This is a genomic window from Azospirillum sp. SYSU D00513 (genome assembly GCF_017356015.1).
Classification (GTDB): domain Bacteria; phylum Pseudomonadota; class Alphaproteobacteria; order Azospirillales; family Azospirillaceae; genus Azospirillum.
The window spans coordinates 1-25,023 of the sequence record NZ_JAFIQV010000053.1 but is presented as its reverse complement, the minus strand read 5'-3'; the positions used below and the strand labels follow the sequence as shown (position 1 = coordinate 25,023).

General features: G+C 70.0%; 24 protein-coding genes. 9 read left to right on the top strand and 15 right to left on the bottom strand.

Features of this window, described 5'->3' with window-relative positions; translation table 11 throughout:
* Nucleotides 1-30: 30 nt before the first annotated feature.
* The 6 genes from JUB11_RS27835 to JUB11_RS27810 form a co-directional block, all read right to left on the bottom strand.
* Complete coding sequence (locus tag JUB11_RS27835; protein ID WP_207462055.1) at nucleotides 31-2,019, bottom strand: methyl-accepting chemotaxis protein; 1,989 nt, start codon at nucleotides 2,017-2,019, stop codon at nucleotides 31-33.
* A gap of 114 nt (nucleotides 2,020-2,133) precedes the next feature.
* Nucleotides 2,134-2,754, bottom strand: a complete 621-nt coding sequence (locus tag JUB11_RS27830; protein ID WP_207462054.1) for a chemotaxis protein CheC — start codon at nucleotides 2,752-2,754, stop codon at nucleotides 2,134-2,136.
* Complete coding sequence (locus tag JUB11_RS27825; RefSeq protein ID WP_207462053.1) at nucleotides 2,751-3,137, bottom strand: response regulator transcription factor; 387 nt, start codon at nucleotides 3,135-3,137, stop codon at nucleotides 2,751-2,753. Before JUB11_RS27825 ends, JUB11_RS27830 begins: the two co-directional genes overlap by 4 nt.
* A 165-nt stretch (nucleotides 3,138-3,302) precedes the next feature.
* Nucleotides 3,303-3,728, bottom strand: a complete 426-nt coding sequence (locus JUB11_RS27820) for an OsmC family protein (RefSeq protein WP_207462052.1) — start codon at nucleotides 3,726-3,728, stop codon at nucleotides 3,303-3,305.
* A gap of 240 nt (nucleotides 3,729-3,968) precedes the next feature.
* Entirely contained in the window at nucleotides 3,969-4,715 is a 747-nt protein-coding gene (locus tag JUB11_RS27815) for an SDR family NAD(P)-dependent oxidoreductase (protein WP_207462051.1), read from the bottom strand.
* 112 nt (nucleotides 4,716-4,827) lie between these two features.
* A complete protein-coding gene (locus tag JUB11_RS27810; protein WP_207462050.1) occupies nucleotides 4,828-5,670 on the bottom strand; it encodes a fumarylacetoacetate hydrolase family protein in 843 nt (280 codons plus the stop codon).
* Nucleotides 5,671-5,841: 171 nt separating this feature from the next.
* Here JUB11_RS27810 and JUB11_RS27805 point away from each other — a divergent pair, with 171 nt between their 5' ends.
* Complete coding sequence (locus tag JUB11_RS27805) at nucleotides 5,842-6,537, top strand: FCD domain-containing protein (RefSeq protein ID WP_207462049.1); 696 nt, start codon at nucleotides 5,842-5,844, stop codon at nucleotides 6,535-6,537.
* A 52-nt stretch (nucleotides 6,538-6,589) separates the two neighbouring features.
* Here the strand turns inward: JUB11_RS27805 and JUB11_RS27800 are convergent, their stop codons facing one another.
* On the bottom strand, nucleotides 6,590-6,925 hold the full coding sequence (locus JUB11_RS27800) for a GIY-YIG nuclease family protein (protein WP_207462048.1): 336 nt from the start codon (nucleotides 6,923-6,925) through the stop codon (nucleotides 6,590-6,592).
* Nucleotides 6,926-7,059: 134 nt separating this feature from the next.
* Here JUB11_RS27800 and JUB11_RS27795 point away from each other — a divergent pair, with 134 nt between their 5' ends.
* The 5 genes from JUB11_RS27795 to JUB11_RS27775 all read left to right on the top strand — a co-directional run bounded on the left by JUB11_RS27795 (nucleotide 7,060) and on the right by JUB11_RS27775 (nucleotide 10,578).
* Nucleotides 7,060-7,641 carry a DUF2239 family protein gene (locus JUB11_RS27795; RefSeq protein WP_247887375.1) on the top strand — a complete coding sequence of 194 codons (582 nt, stop codon included), beginning with the start codon at nucleotides 7,060-7,062 and terminating at the stop codon, nucleotides 7,639-7,641.
* A gap of 292 nt (nucleotides 7,642-7,933) precedes the next feature.
* Nucleotides 7,934-8,638: an SDR family oxidoreductase gene (locus JUB11_RS27790; protein WP_207462047.1), complete on the top strand. Its 705-nt coding sequence runs from the start codon at nucleotides 7,934-7,936 to the stop codon at nucleotides 8,636-8,638.
* A 97-nt stretch (nucleotides 8,639-8,735) separates the two neighbouring features.
* A complete protein-coding gene (locus JUB11_RS27785; RefSeq protein WP_207462046.1) occupies nucleotides 8,736-9,689 on the top strand; it encodes a TIGR03571 family LLM class oxidoreductase in 954 nt (317 codons plus the stop codon).
* A gap of 127 nt (nucleotides 9,690-9,816) precedes the next feature.
* Nucleotides 9,817-9,981 (top strand): hypothetical protein, encoded by a 165-nt coding sequence (locus JUB11_RS27780; RefSeq protein ID WP_207462045.1) that lies wholly within the window; start codon nucleotides 9,817-9,819, stop codon nucleotides 9,979-9,981.
* A 9-nt stretch (nucleotides 9,982-9,990) separates the two neighbouring features.
* Nucleotides 9,991-10,578, top strand: coding sequence for a hypothetical protein (locus JUB11_RS27775; protein ID WP_207462044.1), 588 nt, complete (start codon nucleotides 9,991-9,993; stop codon nucleotides 10,576-10,578).
* A 155-nt stretch (nucleotides 10,579-10,733) separates the two neighbouring features.
* On the opposite strand, the gene JUB11_RS27770 is transcribed toward JUB11_RS27775, so the two are convergent.
* The 3 genes from JUB11_RS27770 to JUB11_RS27760 form a co-directional block, all read right to left on the bottom strand.
* Nucleotides 10,734-11,093 carry a hypothetical protein gene (locus JUB11_RS27770; protein ID WP_207462043.1) on the bottom strand — a complete coding sequence of 120 codons (360 nt, stop codon included), beginning with the start codon at nucleotides 11,091-11,093 and terminating at the stop codon, nucleotides 10,734-10,736.
* Between the two features lie 152 nt (nucleotides 11,094-11,245).
* Nucleotides 11,246-13,075, bottom strand: a complete 1,830-nt coding sequence (locus JUB11_RS27765; protein WP_207462042.1) for a DEAD/DEAH box helicase — start codon at nucleotides 13,073-13,075, stop codon at nucleotides 11,246-11,248.
* Between the two features lie 108 nt (nucleotides 13,076-13,183).
* Nucleotides 13,184-13,681: an MgtC/SapB family protein gene (locus JUB11_RS27760; RefSeq protein WP_211112627.1), complete on the bottom strand. Its 498-nt coding sequence runs from the start codon at nucleotides 13,679-13,681 to the stop codon at nucleotides 13,184-13,186.
* A gap of 149 nt (nucleotides 13,682-13,830) precedes the next feature.
* Between JUB11_RS27760 and JUB11_RS27755 the strand changes: the two genes are divergently transcribed.
* Together JUB11_RS27755 and JUB11_RS27750 are read left to right on the top strand one after the other, a co-directional pair.
* A complete protein-coding gene (locus JUB11_RS27755; protein ID WP_207462041.1) occupies nucleotides 13,831-14,562 on the top strand; it encodes a hypothetical protein in 732 nt (243 codons plus the stop codon).
* Entirely contained in the window at nucleotides 14,523-15,215 is a 693-nt protein-coding gene (locus tag JUB11_RS27750; RefSeq protein ID WP_247887374.1) for a mismatch-specific DNA-glycosylase, read from the top strand. The genes JUB11_RS27755 and JUB11_RS27750 overlap by 40 nt, the downstream gene beginning before the upstream one ends.
* A 31-nt stretch (nucleotides 15,216-15,246) precedes the next feature.
* Here the strand turns inward: JUB11_RS27750 and JUB11_RS27745 are convergent, their stop codons facing one another.
* Nucleotides 15,247-16,119, bottom strand: a complete 873-nt coding sequence (locus tag JUB11_RS27745) for a ParB/RepB/Spo0J family partition protein (protein WP_207462040.1) — start codon at nucleotides 16,117-16,119, stop codon at nucleotides 15,247-15,249.
* Nucleotides 16,109-17,137: an AAA family ATPase gene (locus JUB11_RS27740; RefSeq protein ID WP_207462039.1), complete on the bottom strand. Its 1,029-nt coding sequence runs from the start codon at nucleotides 17,135-17,137 to the stop codon at nucleotides 16,109-16,111. The genes JUB11_RS27745 and JUB11_RS27740 overlap by 11 nt, the downstream gene beginning before the upstream one ends.
* Before the next feature lie 1,010 nt (nucleotides 17,138-18,147).
* Here JUB11_RS27740 and JUB11_RS27735 point away from each other — a divergent pair.
* Nucleotides 18,148-19,119, top strand: a complete 972-nt coding sequence (locus JUB11_RS27735; RefSeq protein WP_207462038.1) for a replication protein RepA — start codon at nucleotides 18,148-18,150, stop codon at nucleotides 19,117-19,119.
* A 20-nt stretch (nucleotides 19,120-19,139) separates the two neighbouring features.
* Here the strand turns inward: JUB11_RS27735 and JUB11_RS27730 are convergent, their stop codons facing one another.
* The 3 genes from JUB11_RS27730 to JUB11_RS27720 all read right to left on the bottom strand — a co-directional run bounded on the left by JUB11_RS27730 (nucleotide 19,140) and on the right by JUB11_RS27720 (nucleotide 24,519).
* Nucleotides 19,140-19,394: a hypothetical protein gene (locus JUB11_RS27730; protein WP_207462037.1), complete on the bottom strand. Its 255-nt coding sequence runs from the start codon at nucleotides 19,392-19,394 to the stop codon at nucleotides 19,140-19,142.
* 116 nt (nucleotides 19,395-19,510) lie between these two features.
* Nucleotides 19,511-23,272, bottom strand: coding sequence for an AAA family ATPase (locus tag JUB11_RS27725; RefSeq protein WP_207462036.1), 3,762 nt, complete (start codon nucleotides 23,270-23,272; stop codon nucleotides 19,511-19,513).
* Nucleotides 23,272-24,519, bottom strand: coding sequence for an exonuclease SbcCD subunit D C-terminal domain-containing protein (locus tag JUB11_RS27720; RefSeq protein WP_207462035.1), 1,248 nt, complete (start codon nucleotides 24,517-24,519; stop codon nucleotides 23,272-23,274). The genes JUB11_RS27725 and JUB11_RS27720 overlap by 1 nt, the downstream gene beginning before the upstream one ends.
* Nucleotides 24,520-25,023 lie beyond the last annotated feature (504 nt).

Here is a 25,023-nt window from a genome sequence, read left to right as displayed (position 1 = left end):
GCCGGTCCTCCTGATCGCTGCGGGGCCGGCTCAGGCCGCGCCCTGCAGCTCGTCGGCCATGGCGGCGATTTCCTCGACGGCGGCGGCCAGCTCCTCGACGCCCTTGGCCTGCTCGCGGGCGGCCTTGGCCGCCTCGGTCGAGGCCATGTTGGCCTGGGCGGCGGCGGCGGCGATCTGCTCCACGCCCTTCTGCGTCTCCTGCACGGCGCCGATCATCTCGCCGGCGGCCTCGGAGATCTCGCGGCTGCCCTGGATCACGACCTGAAGCTCGCGGGCGGCGGCGGCGAGGCTGGCGGCGAACTCGCGGTGGCGGGCCGTCTCCTGGGTCGCGGTGGCCATGATCTCGTCGATGTCGCGGCGGACGCGGGCGATCTGCTTCTGGATGGCCTTGACGATGGTCTTCACCCGCTCGGCGTTCTCGGAGCTGTCGCGGGCGAGGTTGCGGATGTCGGTGCTGACCACGGTGAAGCCGCGGCCGAACTCGCCGGCGCGCGCCGCCTCGATCGAGCCGCTCACCGCGAGCATGCCCGTCTGGATGGAGATGGTGGTGATGGCGTCCACCACCTTGTCGATGCGGTCGCCGATCTCCTCCAGCTCCTCGATCTGCTCGACGCTGCGGCGGCTCGCCTCGACGGACTGCATCACGCCTTCGGCCAGCGCGCCGACCATGTCCTTGGTCTCGGCGAGCAGCGCGCCCATGGCCGTGCATCCCTCCAGGGCGGAGGCCGCGCGCTCGGCGCTGAGCCGGGCGGCGGCGTCGATCTCGGCGATGGCGGTGGCCGACTGCTGGGTGGCGGCCCCCTGCGCCTGGGAGCCGCGCGAGATCTGGTTGATGGCGATCATGATCTGGGCGGCGGCCCGGTTGATCTCCTCGATCGCGGCGGACAGCTCCTCGGCGGTGGAAGCCAGCTCGCCCGCGGTGCGGCGGACGTCGCTGGTGCCGGTCATCTCCTCGGCGATCTCGGCGAGCTGGCCGGCGGCCTCTTCGCTCTGGGCCAGCGCCTCGGCCTGCTGGCCGACGGTCTGGAGCGCCTCCTCGCTGGCCGCCGACTGCTCGGCGGCGGCGGACGCGATGGTCTCGCCGCCCTTCTGCGCCTCGCCGGCGGCGGTGTCGGCCTCGATGGCGGCGCGGATGGTCTCCTGCGCGCCACGGGAGATCTCGACCATCTCCGTGCGGATCTTCTCCAGCCGGTCGGCGATGGCGCGGCCGCGCTCCACCTCCGTCGTGGCGGTGGCGGCGGAGGTGACGATGCCCTCGGCGATGATGCCCACGGCCTCCTGGATGCGCGCCACCATCTGCTGGATGTCGTTGGCGCTGCGCTCCGACCGTTCGGCCAGCCCCTGCACCTCGTCCGCGACGACGGCGAAGCCCTTGCCCGCGTCACCCGCCCGCGCCGCCTCGATGGCGGCGTTCAGCGCCAGAAGGTTGGTCTGGTCGGCGGTGTTGGCGACGCCGACGACGATTGTGCCGATTTCCGACGCCCGGCGCTCCAGGTCGCGGACCAGCGCCACGGCGGTTTCCTGCCGCTCGGCGGCGCGGACGATGCTTTCGACCGAGCCCAGGATCTGGGCGCTGACGTCCTTCACCGTGCCCTGGAGGGAGTCGATCCGGGCGATGGAGGTCTCGGCGTTGCCGCGCGCCTTGGCGATCAGGGCGGCGGCGCGGGAGACCATGCGCTGGGACTGCTGGGTGGCGCTGACCGCCTCCTCCGCGCCCGAGGCGATCTGCTCCATCGCCTTGCGCAGCTCCTCGGCGGCGGCCGCGGCCTGCGCCACGCCGCTGGCCAGCTCGGTCGTCGCGGCGGCGATGCCCTCGGCGGCCTTGCGGCGGCGCGTGTTGGCGCGGGCGCGGCGGCGGTTCGCCTCGGTCGTGGCGGCGGCGGCGTCCGCCACGCGGGCCTCGGCCGACGGTCCGCCCGAAGCGGCCGTGCCGGCGGCGGTGTCCGTGCCGTCCTGCCGCCCGTCCTGGCCTTGGGCGGCCAGGGCCGTGGAGATCCGCTTCTTCTTGACCAACGCCATGTCCTGTTCCCCCAACTCCATTCGGCCGGCCGCCGTCACCGGCCCCGGCTTCCCGGTTTCATTTCAAGAGCATCGTTCTCGGATGCGCCACCGGATGCGCGGACGCGCGCCCCGTCATTTCAGGACGCGGGCGATGTAGCCGCCGATGAGCGTCTTCAGCCCCGCGAAGGACCGCGCGTCGAGCGCCAGCACGATTCGGCCCGTGAGGTCGCGCCCCTCCACCACGAAGGCGACGTGGAAGATCAGGGCCGAGGCCTCCGGCCCGGTCGCGACGCCGGCCCCGGCGAAGCAATCCAGCGCGGTGCCGCGCTGCACCGCCGGGAGGCCGGTCTGGATCTCGATCTTCAGCATGTTCGCGATGGTGGACAGGCAACCGTTCAGGACGATGTTGCCGACCTCGCACAGCGCCTCATGTTCCAGCTCCGGCGCGTCCTCCGGCGGAACGCCCGGCGGCAGGACGGCCTGCACCAGGTCCAGGCTGCTGCTTTCCGCGAAGGCCAGGAGGGCCGCACCCTCCACGATCCCCGACACGGACTCGGCGATGACGACGAGCCGTCCCGGAAAGGAGGCGTCCAGCCCCAGGGCCGCCTGGGCGGCCGGCTGGATCTCGACGGTCGGAACCGACACCCGCACCGTGCTTCCCACCATGCGGCTGAGCGCGGTCGAGGCGCGCGCCGTGCCGATGTTGCCCAGTTCGGTCAGCGCGTCGCGTTCCAACGCGTCGAGCGGCGTCATGCGCCGGTGGTCCGGCGCGGCGGCAGGTTGGCCGACATCAGGAAGCGTCCGACCTGCTCCTCGTCCAGCGGCTTGGGCATGAAGGCGGCGTTCAGCGCCCGGATGCCCGACACCACCGAATCCTGGGCGTTGGCCGTGATGATCGCGATGTGGATGTCCGGCCGCACCTCGCGCAGCCGCCCCGCCGCCTCCAGCCCGTTGTCGCCGGGCATATTGAAATCGATTATGGCGATATGGATATCACTTTGGTCGAGTTTTTCATAAAGTTCAGCGCTGTTGGCGGCTTCGATCACCGTCCATTCCGGCTGCTTGCGCAAGATGATGCCACGCACCTGCATGCGGGAAAGCTTGCTGTCATCGACGACGATTACGGTCTTGCTCAAAGCGACGGGCTCCGGTCCGAAAGGCGTCACGGTTTGGGCGCGGATTATAGACAGCGCGACTTGCGCAAACCAGCCCGAATTCCGGCCGAGGGCGAAGGGCTGACAATCGGACCGCTTGACCGCCGCCCGGCGGGGATCATCCGGGCGGCGGCCCCGATCCGGGGATCAGGCGAGCCGGGCGTTCAGGGAGATCTCCGCCCCCGCCAGAACCTTGGAAACGGGGCAGTTCTTCTTGGCGGTCTCGGCCTGCTCGTTGAAGGCCGCCGCCTCGATGTTCGGCACCTCGGCGTCGCAGTCCAGCTCGATCCGGGTGATGGTCGGGGCGCCGCCCACCATGTCCAGATGGACCTTGGCGGTGGTGCGGACGCGCGTCGGGGTGAAGCCCGCCTTGGCGAGGCCCGCCGAGAGCGCCATCGAATAGCAGCCGGCGTGCGCCGCCGCGATCAGTTCCTCGGGGTTCGTGCCCTGTCCGTCCTCGAAGCGGGAGGGGAAGGAATAGGCCCCTTCGAAGGCCCCGCTGCCCAGCCGCATCGTGCCGCTGCCCTGCTTGAGGTCGCCGCGCCATTCGGCGTCCGATTGCCGTATCGCCATCTCGCTCTCCTCCTTCGTTGTGCCGGTCCGGGCGCCACGGCCCGGACTGCGTGTTGGGGCATGGCCTTCCAGGCCATGCCGTGGGCACCAACAGGCGAGGGGAGGGGATGTGCCGCACGAGGACGAAGGGCCACGGTTTTGATAATCACGATTATCATAATCGTGATTATCAAAACCGCGGGAGGGCCGGACGATGCCCGGTTGCCCGGATATCGGCCGGCCGTCTGGAGTTGACAGCCCTCAGTAGGTCGTGCGCCCGCCGCTCAGGTCGAAGGTCGCGGCGGTGGTGAAGGAGTTCTCCTCCGACAGCAGCCAGGCCACCATGGCGGCGATCTCGCTCAGTTCGGCGAAGCGGTCGCGCGGGATGCGGACGCGCATGTATTCGATGAATTCCGGCGTCAGCTGCTCGAGGATCGGCGTCTTGGCGGTCGTCGGGGTGATGCAGTTGACGGCGATGCCCGTCTTCGCCAGCTCCTTGCCGAGCGACTTGGTCAGGCCGATGATGCCGGCCTTCGCGGCGCTGTAGGCGGCCAGGTTCGGATTGCCTTCCTTGCCGGCGACGGACGCGATGTTGACGATCCGTCCGTAGTTGTTCTCCTGCATGACCGGCACGACCGCGCGGCAGCAGTTGAAGGTGCCCGTCAGGTTGACCTCGACGACGCTGCGCCATTCATCGACGGAATAGTCGGCCAGCGGCTTCACTGGGCCGGTGATGCCGGCGCCGTTGACCAGACCGTCGATGCGCCCGAAGGCCTCGCGGGTGCGGCGGGCCGCAGCGTCGACCGACGCCGCGTCGGCGACGTTCACGGCGCAGGCGATGCTGCCATTGGCGAGCGTCCTCGCGCTGGCCTCGGCCTCCTCGCCGAGCAGGTCCCACAGGGCGACCTTGGCGCCCGACTGGACGAGCCGTTCGGCGATGGCGTAGCCGATGCCGCGGGCGCCGCCGGTGACGACCATGGTCCGGCCAGCCAGATCGATCTGATTCATCGCTTTCCTCCCAGTTTTCTTGTTTCGGCTCTTGTCCTGCCGGCCGTTCCTTGACCGGCCATGCCCTGCGCCGCCCACGGGGAGCGGCGCAGGGGCTCATGGGACACAGGGATCAGGAGGCGACGACCTTCTGGTTCTGCACGCCGAGCTTCTGGATCTCCACCCGCATGGTGTCGCCGTGCTTCAGGTAGCGCGGCGGCTTCATGCCGAGGCCCACGCCCGGAGGCGTGCCGGTGGTGATGACGTCGCCGGGCATCAGGGTCATGAACTGCGAGATGTAGGAGACCAGGAAGGGGACCTTGAAGATCATCGTCCGGGTCGAGCCGTTCTGGACCGTCTCACCGTTGACGGCGAGCGACATGGAGAGGTCGTCGACGTTCCCGACCTCGTCCTTGGTCACCATCCAGGGGCCGAGCGGACCGAAGGTCGGGCAGCCCTTGCCCTTGGTCCACTGGCCGCCGCGCTCCAGCTGGTACGCGCGCTCGGACACGTCGTTGCAGACGCAGTAGCCGGCGACGTAGTCCAGGGCGTCGGCCTCGGAGACGTAGGAGCCCTGCTTGCCGATCACGATGGCCAGCTCGACCTCCCAGTCGGTCTTCTCGGAGCCCGGCGGCATGATGACGGTGTCGTCCGGCCCGACGATGCAGGAGGGGGCCTTGTTGAAGAGGACCGGCTCCTCCGGAACGGGCATGCCGCTCTCGGCCGCGTGGTCGGCGTAGTTCAGCCCGACCGCGATGAAGTTGCCGACGCCGGTCACGCAGGAGCCGAGCCGCGTGCCTTCCGGCACCAGCGGGAGCTGCGTGGGATCGAGCGCGCGGATGCGGTCGAGGCTTTCCGGGCTGAGCGCCTTGCCGTCGATGTCCGCCACGACGGACGACAGGTCGCGCAGGCGGCCGTCGGCATCGACGAGGCCGGGCTTCTCCTGGCCGGGGGCACCAAAGCGGACGAGCTTCATGGCTGATCTCCTCTCGTGATGGACGCCGATAAGGCGTCGTGTTTTCGAATTTGCTGCGTTAACGTACTGTTTGCGTTCGTCAGGTACGAAGTCAAACATTTTCGACGGTTCACAGGATTTTCGAAAATCCGGCGGCCGGAACGGAAGGGGTAGCCATGAAGGGCCGTGACCATGAAGGAGCGTGACGAGGCGCGCGTGGCCGGCGGCACACTGGCGGGCGATGCTTATGCCGCCATCCACCGGGCCATCCGCTCGGGCGAGCTGGCGCCCGGCCAGCGCCTGCGCTTCGCGGAGCTGCAGAGCCTCTGCGGGATGAGCGTGACGCCCGTGCGCGAGGCGCTGGCCCGGCTGACGGCGGAAGGCTTCACCATCTCCGACGACCACCGCGGCTTCCGCGTCGCCCCGCTGTCGTTGGCCGAACTGCGGGATATCGTCGCCAACCGCAGGCTGCTGGAAGGGGAGGCGCTGCGCCTGTCCATCCAGAACGGCGACGCGGAGTGGGAAAGCCGCGTCCTGGCGGCGCACCACCTCATGGCCCGCGTGCCGAGGGAGCGCGACGACATTCCGTCGGCGATGCGCGAGGAATGGGACCGCAAGCACGCCGCCTTCCACCGGGCGCTGCTCTCGGCCTGCGGCTCGCCGATCCTGCTGGACCTGTGCGAAAAGCTCTTCGTCAAGGCGGACCGCTACCGGCGCATGTCGATCAGCATCCCCGGACAGAGCCGCGACGTGGCCCGCGAGCATGAGGCGATCATGACGCTGTCGATCGAGCGGCGGACGGAGCCGGCGGTCGAGGCCCTACGGGCGCATTACCAGAACACGGCCGATGCCGTGCAGCGGCTGTTCGAGGATGGCCGCGAGGACTGACGCGCTCCCGCGGCAGGCGAGCGCGGCAGGCGAGCGCTTGAGATCAATCGCGTCAGATGAGGCGCGCGTTCAGCGTTTCGGTCCAGTGACGTGCCCGCGCCTTCAGCGCGGCGCCGAGAGCATAGCCGGCGGTCTCCTCGTCCAGCGGCTCCAGCACCTCGAAAGTGATGCTGTCCGCCCCGTGCCGGTTCCAGGCGGCCTGGAGTTCCCGGTAAGGGCTGCCGTTCAGCCGGAGCTGGAACCACAGGCGGTTCTGGATGGTGCCCAAGTCGGGTGCCGCGCCCACCCAGACCTCCCCGGTCGGCGCGCAACGCAGGGCGTAAATGCCGGCGGAAATCTTCCGCTCCTTGTAGGCGGCCACAGCGGCCTTCTTGTCCTCGGTCTTCATAACCAGCCCCGTTCCCATCGCCATCGCCCGGCCGTGCGCGCATCGGCGCGGCCTCATCCGGACATTTACACCCGGGTGATATTGACGGCAAGTTTATTATCCGGGTATAAATTACGGCTGTCCGGACAGAGAGGATGATGATTTTGACCGAAGACCGAAGCTGCACGGCCTTTCTCGGCGAACGGCGGCTCGCCTCGGGCACGCCATGGGACGTGGCCCTGGCCGTCAAGAAGGCCGGCGGGGACAGCGGCGCGATCCTCGTCTTCGATGACCGGACCGGACGGCAGATCGACTTCGACCTGCGGGGAAGCGACGGGGAGATCATCGAGCGGCTGCGCGGAACGCCGGACGGCGTGCCGGCGAACGGCCGGCCGCGGGGCCGCCCCAGGCTCGGCGTCACGGCGCGCGAGGTGACGCTCCTTCCGCGCCATTGGGAATGGCTCTCCGCCCAGCCGGAAGGGGCGTCGGCAACAATCCGCCGTCTGGTCGATACCGCGCGCGCCGAAGGTGCCGAAGGTGGCCGCGCGCGCGAGGCGCAAGCCGCCGCCGACCGCTTCATGATGGCGATGCTCGGCAACCAGCCGGGGTGGGAGGAGGCGTCACGCGCGCTCTATGCCGGCGATCGCGCGCGCTTTCACGGCCTCACGGAAGGCTGGCCGACCGACCTGCGGGACCACGCCCGCCGCCTCGCGGAACCGGCCCTGATCAGGGGCTGATATCCGGCATGCGGTGTCGGAAGCCAATGGCCTCTTCGGTATCATCGGCGCCCTGCCGCCGGCCTGGGCTGGCGAGGTAGGCCGGCTGGAGCCCCTTGCGGCACCTGCCTTCAAGGTACCACAGACCGGGGCTCCGCGATCGTGGAAACATCCGCGCGAGCACCCCGCGTTGCGGCAACCTCGAAGACGCGAAGGCCGGGGAGCGGAACTGGTTCGTGCGACCGGTCCGTTCCTGATATCACGCTGGCAGGAAAACGGCCCGAGGTGGGCCCACCGGAAGACGGAGACAGGAATGTCGGCAGAAAAAGTAGCGCTCGTCACGGCAGGCGGCAGCGGCATGGGCGCGGCGGCCGCCCGCCGGCTGGCGGCCGACGGCTTCCGGGTCGCGGTGCTGTCCTCCTCCGGCAAGGGCGAAGCTCTGGCGCGGGAACTTGGCGGCATCGGCGTGACGGGATCGAACCAGTCCAACGACGACCTGAAGCTCATCGTCGATCTGACCATGGAGCACTGGGGACGGATCGACGTGCTGGTCAACAGCGCCGGCCATGGCCCCCGCGCGCCCATCATCGAGATCACCGACGAACAGTGGCACCAGGGCTTCGACGTCTATTTCCTGAACGTGGTCCGGGCGACCCGGCTGGTGGCGCCGATCATGGTCCGGCAGAAGGCCGGCTCCATCATCAACATCTCCACGGCCTGGGCTTTCGAGCCGAGCCCGATGTTCCCGACCTCCGCGGTCGCCCGGGCCGGGCTGGCCGCCTATACGAAGGTCTTCGCCGACCAGTATGCGGCCGACAATGTCCGGATGAACAACGTTCTGCCCGGCTGGATCGACAGCCTTCCGGCCACCGAGGAGCGCCGCGAAGCCGTGCCGATGAAGCGGTACGGCACGAGCGAGGAGGTCGCGGCCACCATCGCCTTCCTGGCATCCGACGGTGCCGGCTACATCACCGGACAGAGCCTCAAGGTGGATGGCGGCCTGACCCGCTCCGTGTGAGGGCGGGAAACGCCCCGACCTTCCGGCGGAACGGCGCGTTTCCGCCAGGCGTTGCAAATTCAGCGTGACGCGCGCGGCAAGGCGGGGAGGGAGGGGCATGACGGGCGAAACGGAGCGGCACCCGGCCTTCGGTCGGATGTTCGGGGACGGGGGTCTGTCCCTCGGCTTCGTCCTGCCCGTCGCGTCGCCCCCGGACCGGCCGGTCGATTGGCGGGAGCAGTTGGCGCTCGCCGCCCTTGCGGACCGGTTGGGTTTCGCCGGGCTGTGGGTGCGGGACGTTCCGCTCAACAGCCCTGCCTATCCCGACCCCATCGGCCATTCCGATCCCTGGACCCTGCTGGGGGCGCTCGCCGCGCGCACCGAGCGCATCGCGCTGCTGACCGGCGCGGTGGTCCTCCCCCTGCGGCACCCGCTGCATGTCGCCAAGGCCGCGCTGTCCGTCGATGCCCTTTCCGGCGGACGGTTCCTGCTCGGGCTCGGGGCGGGCGACCGGGCTTTCGAGTTCGCGGCCTTCGGGCGCGACCGGGAGACACGGAGGGACATTTTCCGCGACGGCTGGCGCCGCGTCGCTGCGGCGCTGGGACCGGAAGCCGCCGTGATCCCGGACATCGCGGGCGAAGAGACGGTTCGGTTGGAGATGAGGCCGCGCCCCCTGTTCGGCCGCATCCCCATGCTCGCCGTCGGATCGGCCGCGCAGCCCCTGGAATGGATCGCCCGCAACGCCGCCGGCTGGGCCACCTACCACCGGCCCTTTCCGGCGCAGAGGGACCGCATCGGCCTGTGGAAGGCCGCCGTAACGAAGGCCGGAGGCCCGTTCCGAGGCTTCAGCCAGACCATGGCGCTGGATCTGCGGGAGGATCCGCACGCCCCGGCGGAGGAGATCGAACTTGGCTACCGGTTGGGCCGGAACGCGCTGGTCGACGCGCTCCATGGGCTCCGCGCCATCGGCGTCCACCACGTGATGTTCAACCTGTCCCGCACATCGCGCCCGGCGGCGGAGGTGATGGAGGAACTGGCGTGCGAGGTGATGCCGGGGCTGGCCACCTCCTGAACGGCAATGGCGAAGAGTTCGGAACGCAAAAGCGCGACGATCGTTCGGAGTGAGCGTTTGTGTTTGCCCGAAAGGTCAAATTCATCTTGCCATTATCGCTCCCTGGTGAATGATGGAAGGACTCGACATGATGATTCGCAAGACAGGAACCGCGATGACCGACGAGGATCTCAAGGCTGCCATGGAAGCGATACGGCAGGCGAATGAGCGCGTCAGGCAGTCGCCCGAAAACGCACGCCGTTTCCTCGATAAGATCTATTCGCCGACGGCCGACAAGGACGATACGGAATAAGCCTGCGCAATGACCGAACTCTCCAACCCGTTCGTGCTCGGTTATCATGGATGCAGGAAAAGCGTGGGCGAGGATATTCTCGCTGGAAAAGTTCCTCATCTCAAGGACAGCAGGAACAGGTGGGATTGGCTTGGGTCGGGCATCTATTTTTGGGAAGCCGATCCAAAGCGTGGATACGAGTGGGCTCTCGACCGATATGGCGCTGCCGATGCCTTCGTCCTCGGTGCCGCGATCCATCTTGGCTACTGCCTCGACCTGATGTCCCGTGGCCCGCTTGATCTTCTGAAACCGGCCTACGACACCTTGTTGAACGCCCATAAGGAATCCGGTGAGCCGCTCCCGGAGAACAGGAAGACCAGGAAAGGGCCATCCCACGCCCTTGACTGCGCCGTGATCAACACGCTTCATGTGACCCGCGCCGAAAACCAGCCGTTTCCCCTACAGCCGTTCAACACGGTGCGCGGACTCTTCCAGGAAGAGCCGCCAATTTTTCCGGATTCGATGATCATGTCGAGGACGCATGTCCAGATTTGCGTCCGTACACCGGAAGAAAGCATCAAAGGGTACATCCGTGTCCCGGAAAGCCAGTATCTCTGACGCTGGTAGGCTCCACCGGGCGCACGAAGCGACCAGTTTGCCGCAGCCAGAACCGTAAGCGAGCAAGAGAGTGACAGGCCAACCGGCACCGCCCAAAGGGCGGAAAGCCGAAAGCGATGCGCACCCCGAGATCGGAATATCGGCTTAGCAAATCGTCACAGCAGCTTGGTCCGTTCGCTGAACAGCACGATCCGTCCATAGAGGAGGTCGGGCACGCGCCCGTTTTCGGTGTCCTGGCGCCTGGCGCGGTCGAGTTCGTTCCGCAGGTCCTCGTAGTCGGCGTAGGCGAAGGACAGTTCCTCCAGCTTCGCCTTGGCGCCTTCCAGTACCCGCATGGTCCGCAGCACGGTCGCGTCGTCGCCGGCCGCGACCGCCTCCTTCAGCTTGCCCAGCATGGCGGTCCGGTCCGAGCCGATCAGGTCGATCCGCCGGCGCAGGCGGGCGCAGGACGCCTCCAGGTGCCGGCTGGCACGCGCGTGGAGGTCCGGCTGGCTGTGAAGGGCGGGATCGCTCATCCGGGCGGTTCCATGTCCGAGTAGGCGGCGGTGCCTGCGCCCGCACCGGTGCCACGGGAGGCAGCCGGCGCGTGCGTCAGGGAGCCACTATAGTCCGCTCCATGGTCCGGCCGTTCCCGTCAAATTCGCGGTAACGCCGGACCACCACCTCCTCAACCCCTTTCGGGTTTGGTGGCCGCGAAGGCGGCCCGCCTTCCGACGGCCGGCCGCTTGCCCCGATGCTCCCTGGGCTTCTGATCCCCGGGCTGCTGCTCCGTGGCCTTGAAGGGCGCGCCCGCCCTCGGCGGCTTGCCCGGCCGCGCCGGCCCGCCGGCCTCGTCCGTCCCGCCGGACCGGGGCTTGGCGAAGGCCCTCGGCCGCTTGGCGGGGCCGGTCGCCTCGGGCGCGTCGTCGCGGGCGGGCTCGATGCGCACGTTGCCGTCCTCCTCCACGGGGCGCCGGATGGCCGCGGTGAACTGGTCGGCGAGGTGCCGGGCGATCTCGAAGCGGGTCTCCCGGTCGAAGATGCGGATGGCGCCGATGTCGCGCTTGGTGACATGGCCGCGCCGGCAGATGAGCGGCAGGAGCCAGCGCGGGTCGGCGTTCTGGGCGCGGCCGATGTTCATGCGGAACCAGACCGTGTCCTCGGGGCCGCGGTTCCGGGCCTTCGGCTCGCCCTGTGGATCGGGGGCACCGCCATCCAGCATGTCCTCGGGTGCCGGCAGGGCGGCACGATACAGCCGGACCAGCGCGGCGGCGATCTCCTCCGGGCTGCGCCCGGCGACGAGCGCGCGGACGGCGGCGCGGTCCTCCTCGGAAAGCTCCTCGCCCGTGGCGATGTCCGCCATCAGCCGCTCCTGATCGCGCGCCCGGATTTCCTCGGCCGAGGGCGGGGCCATCCAGGCGGCATCGACGCCGACCGCGTCCAGCAGCCGCTCGGCCTGCCGACGGCGGGTGTGCGGGACCAGGAGCACCGAGACGCCCTTCCGCCCGGCGCGGCCGGTCCGGCCGCTGCGGTGCTGGAAGGTCTCGCGCCCCTTCGGGATGTCGGTGTGGATCACGAGGCCGAGGTCCGGCAGGTCGATGCCGCGCGCCGCCACGTCGGTGGCGACGCAGACGCGCGCGCGCCCGTCCCGCAGGGCCTGAAGCGCGTGGGTGCGCTCGTTCTGGCTCAGCTCGCCGGACAGCGCCACCGCCGCGAAGCCGCGCTCCAGCAGCTTGCCGTGCAGCCCGCGCACCGCCTCGCGGGTCGCGCAGAAGACCATCGCCGCGCGGGAATCGGCGTGGCGCAGCACGTTGACCACGGCGTGCTCGACGTCGTTCGGCGCGATGCGGATCGCCCGGTACTCGATGTCGCCGTGTGCCTGGTTCTGCACGGACGTCGCGATGCGGAAGGCGTCGCGCTGGTAGCGCTTGGCGAGCCCGACGATGTCCTTGGGCAGCGTGGCGGAGAACAGGAGGGTGCGGCGGTCGGCGGGGGCGGCGTCGAGCAGGAACTCCAGATCCTCCCGGAAGCCGAGGTCGAGCATCTCGTCGGCCTCGTCGAGCACCACGGCGCGGAGCTGGCCGGTTTCCAGGTTGCCGCGCTCCAGATGGTCGCGCAGGCGGCCCGGCGTGCCGACGACGATGTCGGCGCCCTGGTGCAGCGCGCGCTGCTCGCGCCGGATGTCCATGCCGCCGACGCAGGACACCACCCGCGCGCCCGTGTGGGCGTAGAGCCAGCCCATCTCGCGGTGAACCTGGAGCGCAAGCTCGCGGGTGGGCGCCACGACCAGGGCCTGCGGTTCGCCCGTGGCCCGGAAGTGCGCCCCCTCCTCCAGCAGGGTGGAGGCGAGCGCCAGCCCGTAGGCCACGGTCTTGCCGGAGCCCGTCTGGGCGGAGACGAGGAGGTCGCGGTCGAGCGCGTCCGGCTGGAGCACGGCGGCCTGCACCGGCGTCGGTTCCGCGTAGGACTGTTCCTGCAGGGCGCGGGCGAGATCGGGGTGCAGGGAGGGAAAGGGCATGGTGTGGCTTCGGCTTTGCTGTCCAGAAAGGGCGACTTTACCGGTTTCAGCCCAACAGGACAGCATCGAACGCGTTCCACCGTCCCGTGCACGGTGAGAAAGGACGAATCACTCCCCCTCCCGCCGCAGGGCGCTGGTCCGCGCGCCGTTGCCGGGACCCCAGCGCTTCAGCAGCCACATCACGGTCATGATCACCAGCGCGAAGAGCAGGGCGGCCACCGCGATGCGGGTCTGCCCGGCGCCCGCGGCCATGCCGATGGTGCTGGACATCCACAGGCTCGCTGCGGTGGTCAGCCCGTAGACGCTGCCTCTGGAAACAAAGATGGTGCCGGCGCAGAGGAAGCCGATGGCCTGCGCCAGTCCCTGGATGGCGCGGGTCGGGTCGGGGTCGGAGTCACCACGGATCGACAGCTCCTCGAACAGCTCCAGCGCGATCAGCATGGTGACGGCGGAGCTGAGGGCCACGAGCATGTGCGTCCGCACCCCGGCCGAGATGCCGCGCACCTCGCGGTCCAGGCCGATCAGTAGCCCGAAGCCGCAGGCGATCCCGAGCCGCCAGAGCATCTCCTCGAACGGAATGACCGTCGTTCCCCAGAGCCCTTCCAAGGGACACCTCATCCATTGCTGTTTTGTTACAGGCCTCCTCAACAGCGCAACCGGGGTGATGATCCGGCCCGACAAAGACGGGTGTTCGGAACCCGCGCGGACTGGTCCGGTTGGACGGGGGAGGTTCCGGCTTTCAGAAGGACAAGGCCATGCATCGCCGGCTCGCCGCCCGTTTCCTGCCCGCCCTTCTCCTCGCCTGGGTGGCCTTCGCCCCCGACGCCCGAGCCGAGCGGGCGGTCACGCTCACCGACAGGCCTGAGGATTCCGCCTGCCGCTTCTGGGACCAGTATCCGGATGCCCGCAAGACCGTGCGCTGGTCCGGCGCCTGCCGGGACGGCTGGGCGAACGGGCCGGGCGTCCTGGAATGGTCCTACGCCGGGCATTACGACGGCCGCGTCGAAGGCACCCTGCTGGAGGGGCGGCTGGAGGGCCGGGCGCGCGTGAGCTGGCGCGACGGCCGGCGGCTGGACGGCACCTTCCACCGGGGGCGGGCGTCCGGTCCCGGCGTCCATGTCTGGCCGGACGGCCGGGTCTATGAGGGCGAATGGCGGGACGACCGCCGGACGGGGACGGGCACGCTCACCTTCCCGAGCGGCAACCGCTATGTCGGGGAATTCCACCGCAACCGCCCGACCGGCGAGGGCGAGTTCGTGACCGCCGAGGGCCGCCGCTACCGGGCCCGGCTGGACGCGCGCGGCATGGTGGGTCCCGGTGCGCCGCTGGACGGCCCCTCCCGCGACCGCCCGCCGCAATCCGCCGCCGTGCCCCCGGCGCGCGAGGAGGAGCCGGCGGGCCGCGGAGTCGAAGAGCCCACGGATCCCTCCCAGGAAAGCCTCGAGGAATGGCTGGGCGTGACCCCGCGGCCGGAGCCGCGCCGGTGAGCGGGGGCGGCATGCGGCAGCGGAACGAGGACGGCCGGACGGAAGGCGGTTACAAATTCAGCGTGCCCGCCCCCTTGGAACAGACCGTCATGGCGGAAAGCGCCACCCCCACCACCGAACCCTCCGAAGGCCCGCTCGGCGACATACTGGAGGTCGGCCTCGACGTGCTGTTCGTCGGCTTCAATCCCGGACTGCGCTCGGGCGCGCTCGGCCACCATTACGCGGGGCGCGGCAACCAGTTCTGGCGCCTGCTGGCGACGGCCGGGCTGACGCCGCGCCTGCTGAGGCCGGAGGAGGACCGGCTGATGCCGCGCTGGGGTCTGGGCTCGACGAACCTCGTGGCACGGGCCACAGCCTCGGCGGCGGAGCTGAGCCGGGCGGAGCTGCGCGGCGGCGTACCGCGCCTCGCCGGGATCGTGCGGGATTACCGGCCGCGGGTCCTCGCCTACACCGGCAAGGGCGTCTATCTCGCCGCCGCCAACCGTTCGGAAGCGGAGTGGGGGTTGCAGCCCGAGCCGCTGTTCGAAGGGGTGCGCGACGTCGTCGTGCCATCGCCCAGCGGCCTCGCCCGCATCCCCTTCGAGGAGAAGCTGCGCTGGTACCGGGAGGTGAGCCGGGTCGCCGCCGAGGGCGACCTCGACCCGCCACGCTGAATTTGAAACATCTGGCCCGATCGCTTAGCCGTCAGGCCAGAAGCTCGCCCAGTATGGCGTGGAGCCGTTGCAGCTCCTCCCGTTCCTTGTCGCCGATCCGCTTGCGGTGTTCGCGCAGGTCCCGCGCGTCCAGCTTGGAAAAATCCTTGGCGATGCGGTGGACCGCGCTGACGAAGGTGACGACCGGCAGGGCGGGGGGTGCGGGCTGGCGCCGAGCGGCACCGGCGGTCGCGCTCTTCTTCGCCTCGCGCAGGGCCTTGACGGTGCCGCCCTCCTTGATGGTGTCCCACAGCCGCTTCTGCAGGGCGGGATCGTCCACGGCGGCGATCTCCGTCAGGATGCTCTTCGGCACGGCGCGGTAGCGCGTCCCGTACTCCTCCAGGATGTCGGTGGGCAGGCGCAGCAGCGACAGGGTGCGGGTCACCTCGGCCTGGCTGCGGCCGATCACCTGGCCCAGCGCCTCGTGCGTGTAGTCGTGCCGGTCGATCAGCCGGGCGAAGGCGTGGGCGAGTTCCAGCGCGTCGAGGTCCACGCGCTGGATGTTCTCGATCAGCGCCAGCTCGTCCGGGTCGCCGTCGGTGATGATGGCGAAGATGGTGGAACGGCCGGCGATGCCGCAGGCGCGCAGGCGCCGCTCGCCGGCGATCAGCCGGTAGTCGCCGTCCCCGATCTCCTGCACCAGCACCGGCTGCTTCAGCCCGTGCCGCTCGATAGAGTCGGCCAGCTCGCGCAGGGCCTCCTCGTCGAAATGGCGGCGCGGCTGGTCGGGGTTGGTGTGGATGCGGTCGAGGTCCAGCTCGATCAGCCGCGGGAAGTCGGCCGACAGGCCGAACAGCGAATCGCCCCCGCGCTGGGCGGCCTTGTCGAAGATCTGGGTGCTGGTTCGCTCGAGCTTACGAGGCATGGCGGGCGTCCGCGTTGGAAAGATGGGCGGCCAGTTCACGGGCGAGTTCGGCGTAGGCCTGGACGCTGGCGGAGTTGGGGTCCGCCTCGATGGCCGGCCGGCCGGCGCCCGACGCCTGGGCGAAGAGGGTGGCGCGCGGCACCGCCGGCAGCACGCGGGTGCGGCCGGCGTAGTGGGTCTGGATCTCCCGCAGGCTCGACTGGTCCTGCGTCAGGCGCGAGGAGAACATGGTCGGCAGGATGCCGAAGATGTTCAGCGACGGGTTCGACCGGCGGCGGATCTTCGCGATCGTCTCCATCAGCAAGGGCACGCCGAGCCCGGCGAACACCTCCGTCTGCACGGGGATCAGCACGAGGTCGCTCGCCGCCAGCGCGTTGATGGTCAGCAGGCCCAGGTTCGGCGGGCAGTCGATCACCGTCACGTCGAAACGGTTGCGGATGTCGAACAGCTTTTCCTTGAGCACCAGCGAGTTGTCGGGTTCCGCCACCAGCTCCGTCTCCGCCGCAGCCAGGCCGATGCTGGAGGGGGCCAGCGTGAAGCTGCCGCCGCACACCGTCTGGAGGATCGCGTCGAAGGAGGCGCCGGCGCGCAGCACGCTGTAGAGCCCCTTGCGGCCCGTCTCGATCTCGCCGGGGTCGAGGCCGAGATGCACGGTGGCGTTGGCCTGCGGGTCGCCGTCGATCAGCAGCACCTTCAGCCCTAGTGTGGACAGGGCGTAGGAAAGGTTGACCGCCGAGGTCGTCTTGCCGACGCCACCCTTCTGGTTGGCGACGGCGATCACTGCACGCCGGATCGCCGGGAGGCCCGAGGGGGCCGGGGCGGAAGAGCCCGCAACGGCGCTGTTTCCTCCGCTCAGGAAGCCCGCTACCTGCTGCGGGATCCGCTCGGCCCCGCTCTCCCACCGGCTGATCCGGGAGCGGTCGTAGCGCCGGTTCAGGTGCGTGTTGAGCCAGCCGGCAAAGCCCTGCTGATCCTCGCCCCGCTTCTCGCGAATCGCCCGCAGTTCCTCGCCCTTCATCGAAACCCTCGCTGTCCTCGTCGGGCGCAAGATGGACGGATGTGACGCAAGCGGTCAAGCCGAACCAGCAGGCTTGCGTCAATTTGCGGGAGGGGGAGGGAGGGAGTCTTCCCATACGACGTCGTATGGGACTGCCGTCCCAAATGCGACGGCGGCAAAAGCCTTGAGCCCGATACGCCCGCCGGCCAACCGGTCGCCGGGACGCGCTCACCCTGTCCGGTGCAACAGCACGCGAGTCGTCGTGTTTCAAATTCAGCGTTGCCGTCCCCAGGTCGATTTCGATTCGGATCCGATGCGGCCTGGACTCCGGCGTTTCAAATTCAGCGTGATGGTTGCTCTGCCACGTGAACCCGCCGCCGTTGCAGCTTCAACGTTGCGACTCGCCGGTTTCGAAAACCGCAGCGGCCCCCATCGGCGCGGCCCCGCGTTTCAACTTCAGCGTTCCCGTCCGGAGTCGATGGGACCGCAGTCCAAGGCCGGATGTTTCAACTTCAGCGTCCCCAAGTCATCCCGGATGTCCCGCTCCCCAGCCCGTTGCGACTTCAGCGACGGCGCTGGCCTTGACCGCCGACGCACCGCCGGACCGGCTCGCGGATCCCCGCGCCCGTCCTATCCGGAGATTCTGAATCGGGACTCATATAGGACATGGTTTCAACATCAGCGTGGATAAGCGCCCTTTCCGTTGCGACTTCAGCGCCGGGACTCGGGGGTACGTTGCGACTTCAGCGCGGCCACCGTTGCGTTTTCAGCGTGCCGCACCCCGGCGGATTCGGCCGCCCGTTGCGTCTTCAGCGTGGAAAAGCGGGCCGCCCTGTGGATCGCGGCCCGCCGCAGCGGCGTCCGCTTCGCTGATTTCGATACGGTCCGGCCGGGTTTCGCTGAAGTCGCAACGGAATCCGCATGGGGTGTTGCGACTTCAGCGAAGGCTGGTGGGGATGCCCCTTCCCAGCCCCAAGATTTCGTGGTTTGTGGAAGACCAACGCCGGGCAAGGAGTGTGGCGAGGGTGTCCATGGGCAAGATCCACGAGCAGTTGACGCTGGACGGGTTCGAGGCCGTGATGGCCCGCACCGAGGACGCCAAGGAGCGCCGCCGCGTCCAGATGGCCCACGAGGCCATGACCAGCGAGATGGACGCCATCGGCTATCTCCACGCCGGCTTCTGCCAGGCGTCGCTGCCGCACCGCAAGCCGAAGGACGAGACCGCGCCCTGGGTCCGGAACAACGGCCGCTACCAGCTCGTGGTGCGCCCCGGCATCCTGCCCCTGCGGGACGGCACCGTGCTCGACGTCGGGGTGCCCTACGGCGCCAAGGCGCGGCTGATCATGATCTATCTCCAGACCGAGGCGCGGAAGACCCGCAGCCCGCACGTCGATCTCGGCCCGAGCATGAGCGCCTGGCTGCGCCGGCTGGGCCTCGCCCCCACGGGCGGCGAGCGCGGCAACTACAAGCCGGTGCGCGAGCAGGTCCTGCGCATCGCGCGCTGCGAGTTCACCCTGCGCACGACCACCGGCAATTCCAGCGCGGAGATCTCCGACCAGCGGCTGATCGACGGCATCAAGCTGTGGCGCGACGACGAGGACGCGCCCGACCTCTTCCGCACGGGCGGGGAATGGGTGCGCTTCGTGAAGCTGACCCAGTCCTTCTTCGAGCATCTGATGGAACACGCGGTGCCGCTGGACGAGCACGCCATCGCCAAGCTCAAGAACTCGGCCCTGGCGCTGGACGCCTATGTCTGGCTGGTCCACCGGCTGCACCGCCTGGACAAGCAGACGGTCGTGCCCTGGCACGCGCTGTCCCAGCATTTCGGCTCGGTCAGCGAGCACCGGGTGCTCGCCTTCCGCCTCAAGGAAGCGCTGAAGGACGTGCTGGCGGTCTACCCCGACGCCAACGTCGAGCCGACCTCCAAGGGCCTCGTCCTGCGCCCGTCGCCCCCCGCCGTGCCCAGCAACAAGCACCAGGTGCTGCGCGTCGCGCGGGGGTAGAGGCGCAAGTCTGCCCCGTCTTACTGGTTCGCGGTGCGCTCGCTCCGCTTCTGGGCAAAGTAGGCGAAGGCAATCACGGCCACCGTCGCTACCAGCGCCGCTTCCACTCCGACCCAGGCTGTGACCAGAGCGATCGCCCCAATCAAACCGGCAAGCACAAGCAGGATGCCAAGGCTACCGACGGCGAACAGCACCACCGTAGCAATGACACTCGCTACCCAATAGAGCGCGCAAAGCGCAAGAAGGCCAACGATCAACCATAAAATGATTACCATCACGGAAACTCCTCTCCAAGCTTCCTTGATTGTGTGTCGGCTGCTGGAATCGTGCAAGCGCGTATGCTTGCTGCACCGGAACGGGCAAATGTCCTCGTTGCGGAGAAGCACCGCCCCTACAGCGCGGGTTCCAGACCGGCGGCGCTTTCGACCGGCGGGACGCCGGCCTGCACCACCCGCACCCCGCTGCGTCCGTTGCCCATCGGCGTGACGCAGACCCGCACGCCGATCCGGTCCACCAGCGCCGGGACGTGGCTGATCACCCCGACCTGCCGGCCGGAGGCCTGCAAGGCCTCCAGGCAGGAGAGCGCGATGTCCAGGCTCTCCGGGTCGAGCGTGCCGAACCCCTCGTCGATGAACAGCGTGCCGATGCCGCCCCCGGCCTTGCCCGCCGCCATGGAGGACAGGCCGAGCGCCAGGGCCAGCGAGACCAGGAACATCTCGCCGCCCGACAGGCTGTGGACGCCGCGCCGCTCGTCGCCCATCTCGCGGTCCACCACCTGGATCTCCAGGTCGGCCCCGGCGACCCGCTCCAGCCGGTAACGGCGGGCCAGATCCTCCAGATAGGCGTTGGCGTGCACCAGGAGCATGTCGAGGCTGAGGCTCTGGGCGAAATTGCGGAACTTGTGCCCGCCGGCGGAACCGATGAGTTGCGACATCGTCGCCCAGAGATCGTGGCGGCCCTTCTGCTCTTCATAAGCGGCGAGGGTGGCGGCGAGCCGGACCCGGTTGCGCGCGTCGGCCTCCAGCAGCGCCCGGACCTCGGCGAGGCGCCCGCGCGCCGCGTCCAGCCGCGCGCCTGTTTCGGCCAGCGCCGTGCGCGCCTCCTCCGGCGTGCCGGCGGGAATGCCCTCCGCCGCGTGCTCGGTGCGCAGGCGCCTGCGTTCCGCCACCAGCAGCCCGGCGTCCCGCCGCGCCGTTTCAAATTCAGCGAGGGCGGCCTCCTCGCCGGCGAGCCAGTCCTCGCCCCGCGACAGCCGCGCGCGCGCCGCCTCGGCGGTGACGTTCCGCCCCGCCGCGGCATCGGCCAGGGCCGCCGCCGCGACGGCCGACTTCTCGGCGCAGCGCCGGGCGGCCTCGCTCCGGTTGGCCTGGTCCTGCTCGGCGGCGGAGAGGCGGGCGGCGGCGTCCTGCCGCTCGATTGTGGCGTGATCGACCAGGGCCTGAGCCCGCTTCTGCCCGTCGGCGAGCGCGCGCTTGACCTCGGCGACGGGACGGCCGTCCAACAGGGCGGCACGCTCGGCGCGCAACAGCCCGAGCCGTTCCGACAGCCCGTCGGCGCGCCGGCGCGCGGCGCCTTCCGCCTGCCGGGCGGCCTCGAGCTCGGCGTCCTTGGCGGCAGTCTGTCCCGTCAGCTCTTCCCGGCGCCGGACCGCATCGGACTGGGCCTGGCGCTTGGCGAGGAAGACCGACACGCGCACGGCGGTGGACGTCCGGAAGCCTTCCGGGTCCGCCTGCACCGCCGGCTTCCAGCCGGCGATCCCCGTGAAGGGAATGGACAGTTCGGCGAGGGTTTCCTCCATCACCTGCGCGCAGCGGTCGTGGCCGGACTCCGCCAGCGTCGCGGCGTGGCGGGCGGCGGCAAGGCCGCGCTGCCCCTCCTCGACCGCCGCGCGTTCCTTCGCCGCCCGCCTTTCGGCCTCCTTCAGGGCTGCGGCGGCGGCCTCGCAACGGTCCTTGTGCGCGAGCGCCGCCGCTTCCTGTGCGGCGACCTCCGCCAGTTCGGCATCCACGGCGGTGCATTGGCCGAGGATGGCGTCCACCGCCATGATCGCCGCTGGCAGGTCGAGGGGTGCCGCGCCATCCGCCCAGCGCGCGTCGAGCGCGTCCAGCTCACGTCCCAAGGCGGCCAGCCGGTCGCCGAGCGTCGCGTGGCGCGATCGGGCGGCGCGCGCCGCCGCCTCATGTTCCGTGCAGCTCTTCAGCAGCGCCGCGACCTCGGCCTTGATGCCGGCGACTTGCCGCTCCTGCTCACCCAGCAATCCGGCGAGCGGGCTCTCACCGGTTGCCCAGGGATGATCGGTTCCCCCGCAGACCGGGCAGGGATCCCCGTCGGTCAGTTGGCCGCGCAGGGTCTCAACATCCTCGCGCTGGGCGAGGTGGAAGCGCCGTAACGTCCGTTCCGCCTCGTCCAATGCGGCGTGGCGGAGGCCGTGGGCCGCCTTGGCCTCGGCGGCCTGCGCCTCCTCCCGTTCGGCGATAGCGCGTTGTCCGGCGCGCTCGGCCTCGGCTTCCGTACGCTCGGCGCGGAACTGTCCGGCGCGTTCGGCGATCCGCGCCAGGGCGGAAAAAGCGTCGCGCCGGGCGGACAGCGAGGTGCGGCGGCGGCTGACCTCGGCGAGGTCGGGGACATCCTCCGCCCGGATGGCGGCAAAGGTCTTCTCCGCCTCGGCCTGGGTCTCCGCCGCCTTCGCCTGCGCGGCATGATGGCGGGCCAGTTCGGCGTCGAGCCGTTCGGCTTCGCCCTGGTGGCGGCGGAGCTTGGCTTCCTCCTCGGCGTGGCTGCGGCCGGCGTCGCGGTAACGCAGCAGGGCCGCCTCCCAGCGCCCCCACTGCTCGGCCACCGGAAGCAGGGCCGCCTCGCCGGACAGCCAGGCGGCGAGTTCGGCCTCCTCGCGCCCCGCCGCCTCGCGCGACGCGGCCAGGGACCGCGCCTCCTCCGCGACGGCGCCGCTGCGCCGCACCGCCGCCGCCAGATCCGTGGAGGAGGATTCCTGCTCGGCCGCCAGGGTGGAGATGCCGCTGTCGAGTTCCGCCGCGCGCTCCAGCGCCGGTTCGGCCTTGCTCTGTTCGGTGCAGACCTGCTCGAACTGGCGCCGGGCCTCGGCGTGGCGGGCGGTCGCCTCCTCCACCGCATGACGGCGGGCGATCACGGACGCTCCGGCCAAGGCCAGGGCGGATTGCGCCTCCATGGCGTCCGCCGCGCAACGGTCCGCGTCGGCCAGCAGCGCGCGCAGGGGCTGGAGCGCCTTCAGCGCCGCCAGCTCCGCGCGCCGGGGCTCCGCGTCGCGCCACGCGGTTTCCGCCTCCGCCGCGCGGGTTTCCGCCTCAGCGACGGCGCGCGCGAGCTGCCCGTCGCGCTCGTGCCAGGCAACGGCCTTGCGCGCGGCCTCATGGGTCTGGCTGTCGCATTCCACGGTGGCGGCGAGCGCCGCCCCTTCGGCGTCGAGCGCCGCCCGGTCGTCGCCGGTCAGGACATCCACGGCGCGGCGCTCCGCGTCGAGCGCGTCGAGGGCCTGCTTCTCCGCCGCGCAACGCTCGAAGGCGGCCTTGGAGATGTGGGAGTAGATCTCTGTTCCGGTCAGAAGCTCCAGAAGCTCCGACCGTTCCTTGGCCGGCGCCTTCAGGAAGCTGGCGAAGTCCCCCTGGGCGAGCAGGACGGAGCGGCGGAACCGCTCGAAGTTCAGCCCCAGCCGCTGTTCGATCTCCAGCAGCACGCCGGACCGCCCGTCGCCGAAGCGCCGGGTTCCGTCCAGGCTGGTCAGGCTCATTTCCTGCTTTTGCAGGGCGCCGCTCGCCTTCATGCGCGCCCGGCGCACCTGCCAGCGGGCACGGTAGCTCTCCCCGTCGGCGCCGACGAAATCGACCTCCGCCCAGCCGGACGTCGCCCCCCGCCGCAGGACGGTGCGCACGTCGGTGCTGTTGATGGCGTCCGGCTCCCCCTCGCGCCCGAGCAGCACGCCGCGCCCGGCGGGCAGCCGCGGCATCTGGTCGAACAGGGCAAGGCAGAGCGCGTCCAGAAGCGTGCTCTTGCCGGCGCCGGTCGGGCCGGTGATGGCGAACAGGCCGGCGCGGCGCAGGGGGCCGCCGTTCAGCTCGACCTCGAAGGTGCCGTCGAGGCTGGCGAGGTTGCAGCCGCGCAGGGCGAGGATCTTCATCAGGCGGACTCCTGGACGGATGCGACCAGCTCGTGGAAGGCGGCGAGCAGGGCAGGGCTCGGCTCGCCCTCGTGGCTGCGGGCGTAGAGGCGGCGGAACACGTCCTCCGGCGCCAGGGCGGCAAGCTCGATGTCGGGCGCGGCCTCGGCCAGCGTCTCGCCGCTGCCGGTGAGCCGGGCCGTCAGCTTCAGGAGCCTTGCGGGCCGGCCGGCGAGGACCGCGTCCACCTCGTCGCGCAGAGCCGGGCGCGGTTCGGCCAGATCGACCGAGACCTCCAGATAGGGCCAGGACTCGCGTGGCAGAGCCGGGTCGAGCGCCAGTTGCCGCAATTCCTCCAGCACAGCCTCCGGGGCCGCGGCCTTTCCCGACGCGGGGAGCCGGTGGATCGCGACGAAGCGCGGCACCCGCAACGGCTTGTGCTCGACCATCCGGCCGGAGGCGAACTCGACGAGCGCGACCTGATGCGCGTAGGCATTTTCGTCAAGCGCGAGCGGAATGGGCGACCCGCTGTAGCGCACCGTCTCCCGACCGCCGACCGCCTGCGCCCGGTGAAGGTGGCCGAGCGCCACATAGGCGGCGTCCTCCGGGAAGACGTCCACGGGCAAGGCGTGCTGGTTGCCGCCGAGGATCTTGCGCTCGCTCAGTTCAGAGAGCGACGCGCCGGTCATGTAGCAATGGCCGGTCAGGATCAGCGCCTCGCCCGGCCGCAGATTCCGCCGCCCGGCCTCGGCCGCCGCGGCGTAGAGCCGCCGCACCCCTTCGATCAGAGGGTCGACACCCTCCTCTTCCTCGACCGGCGGAAGATCGGCCATGCGGATGTAGGGCATGGCGACGCAGCGCGCCGCGACCGCACCCGACCGGTCATGCAGGGGAAACACCATGCGCTCCGGATCGAAACCGCCGTCGCCGTCGCAGGGCAGCCCGCCGATCACCCGCACGCCCATCTCGTTCAGGAGGGGAGAGGGGGCTTCCAGCCGGCTGCCGCTGTCGTGGTTGCCCGCGACCACCACGATGTCCAGATCGGGAAAGCGCAAGGTGGCCCGCGCCAGGAAGCGGTAGAACTGGGCGAGGGCCGGGATGGGCGGGTTCTGCCCGTCGAACACGTCGCCGGCGATCAGCAGCGCGTCGGCCGCCTGTTCGGCGATCTGTTCGAGCAGCCAGTCGAGAAAGCGCGCGTGTTCGTACTCGCGCGAGGCCCCGTGCAAGGTCTGCCCGAGGTGCCAGTCTGCGGTGTGGATGAGGCGCATGGTGCGGAAGGAGCCTATGGCGTGGGGTGCACCCCCACTCTACGTAGCCCCTGGCGGCCCGCGCAACGCGCGCTGAGCGGCCTCCGATCCTTGTCCCACGGAAAATGACAGAGCGATGAAAAAAGCTCTTGCGAGACCGAGTCGAGAGGGCATATAACACGCCTCCCGACGCGACGGACGCCAGACGGCGACGACGCAGCGGGCGCCAAGACAGACCGGCCGATGTTGCCCTGGCACGAGCTGCCCGGGGGCAGGCCGATGCGGCTCAGAGCTTTGAGCTGCGTGCGGCTCAGAGCTTTGAGCTGCGGGATCTTTTAAAAGTGAAGACCGTGTTGTGAGAAGGGATGCGCAGGCGGCGGCTTGGTTTGGCCGATGACGCGGGTCCGGTTCCCGAGTGGGGATTGGGCCAGCGGTCGCCGTGACGCATCTCGGCTAGGTTTTTAGAGACGATGCAGTTTCTGACGCTTAGGTGAGGTCGCTTCGGTGACCCGTTCAGTTGGGCTT

What these genes read in the sequence shown, in the direction of transcription:
- JUB11_RS27810 (WP_207462050.1), bottom strand. Translation starts at nt 5,670, where the DNA reads ATGAAGCTCGTCCGCTTTGGTGCCCCCGGCCAGGAGAAGCCCGGCCTC.
- JUB11_RS27790 (WP_207462047.1), top strand. Translation starts at nt 7,934, where the DNA reads ATGTCGGCAGAAAAAGTAGCGCTCGTCACGGCAGGCGGCAGCGGCATG.
- JUB11_RS27735 (WP_207462038.1), top strand. Translation starts at nt 18,148, where the DNA reads ATGGGCAAGATCCACGAGCAGTTGACGCTGGACGGGTTCGAGGCCGTG.
- JUB11_RS27740 (WP_207462039.1), bottom strand. Translation starts at nt 17,137, where the DNA reads ATGAAGGGCGAGGAACTGCGGGCGATTCGCGAGAAGCGGGGCGAGGAT.
- JUB11_RS27830 (WP_207462054.1), bottom strand. Translation starts at nt 2,754, where the DNA reads ATGACGCCGCTCGACGCGTTGGAACGCGACGCGCTGACCGAACTGGGC.
- JUB11_RS27820 (WP_207462052.1), bottom strand. Translation starts at nt 3,728, where the DNA reads ATGGCGATACGGCAATCGGACGCCGAATGGCGCGGCGACCTCAAGCAG.
- JUB11_RS27775 (WP_207462044.1), top strand. Translation starts at nt 9,991, where the DNA reads ATGACCGAACTCTCCAACCCGTTCGTGCTCGGTTATCATGGATGCAGG.
- JUB11_RS27795 (WP_247887375.1), top strand. Translation starts at nt 7,060, where the DNA reads ATGATGATTTTGACCGAAGACCGAAGCTGCACGGCCTTTCTCGGCGAA.
- JUB11_RS27780 (WP_207462045.1), top strand. Translation starts at nt 9,817, where the DNA reads ATGATGATTCGCAAGACAGGAACCGCGATGACCGACGAGGATCTCAAG.
- JUB11_RS27770 (WP_207462043.1), bottom strand. Translation starts at nt 11,093, where the DNA reads ATGAGCGATCCCGCCCTTCACAGCCAGCCGGACCTCCACGCGCGTGCC.
- JUB11_RS27835 (WP_207462055.1), bottom strand. Translation starts at nt 2,019, where the DNA reads ATGGCGTTGGTCAAGAAGAAGCGGATCTCCACGGCCCTGGCCGCCCAA.
- JUB11_RS27725 (WP_207462036.1), bottom strand. Translation starts at nt 23,272, where the DNA reads ATGAAGATCCTCGCCCTGCGCGGCTGCAACCTCGCCAGCCTCGACGGC.
- JUB11_RS27765 (WP_207462042.1), bottom strand. Translation starts at nt 13,075, where the DNA reads ATGCCCTTTCCCTCCCTGCACCCCGATCTCGCCCGCGCCCTGCAGGAA.
- JUB11_RS27750 (WP_247887374.1), top strand. Translation starts at nt 14,523, where the DNA reads ATGGCTGGGCGTGACCCCGCGGCCGGAGCCGCGCCGGTGAGCGGGGGC.
- JUB11_RS27800 (WP_207462048.1), bottom strand. Translation starts at nt 6,925, where the DNA reads ATGAAGACCGAGGACAAGAAGGCCGCTGTGGCCGCCTACAAGGAGCGG.
- JUB11_RS27720 (WP_207462035.1), bottom strand. Translation starts at nt 24,519, where the DNA reads ATGCGCCTCATCCACACCGCAGACTGGCACCTCGGGCAGACCTTGCAC.
- JUB11_RS27815 (WP_207462051.1), bottom strand. Translation starts at nt 4,715, where the DNA reads ATGAATCAGATCGATCTGGCTGGCCGGACCATGGTCGTCACCGGCGGC.
- JUB11_RS27785 (WP_207462046.1), top strand. Translation starts at nt 8,736, where the DNA reads ATGACGGGCGAAACGGAGCGGCACCCGGCCTTCGGTCGGATGTTCGGG.
- JUB11_RS27805 (WP_207462049.1), top strand. Translation starts at nt 5,842, where the DNA reads ATGAAGGAGCGTGACGAGGCGCGCGTGGCCGGCGGCACACTGGCGGGC.
- JUB11_RS27745 (WP_207462040.1), bottom strand. Translation starts at nt 16,119, where the DNA reads ATGCCTCGTAAGCTCGAGCGAACCAGCACCCAGATCTTCGACAAGGCC.
- JUB11_RS27730 (WP_207462037.1), bottom strand. Translation starts at nt 19,394, where the DNA reads ATGGTAATCATTTTATGGTTGATCGTTGGCCTTCTTGCGCTTTGCGCG.
- JUB11_RS27755 (WP_207462041.1), top strand. Translation starts at nt 13,831, where the DNA reads ATGCATCGCCGGCTCGCCGCCCGTTTCCTGCCCGCCCTTCTCCTCGCC.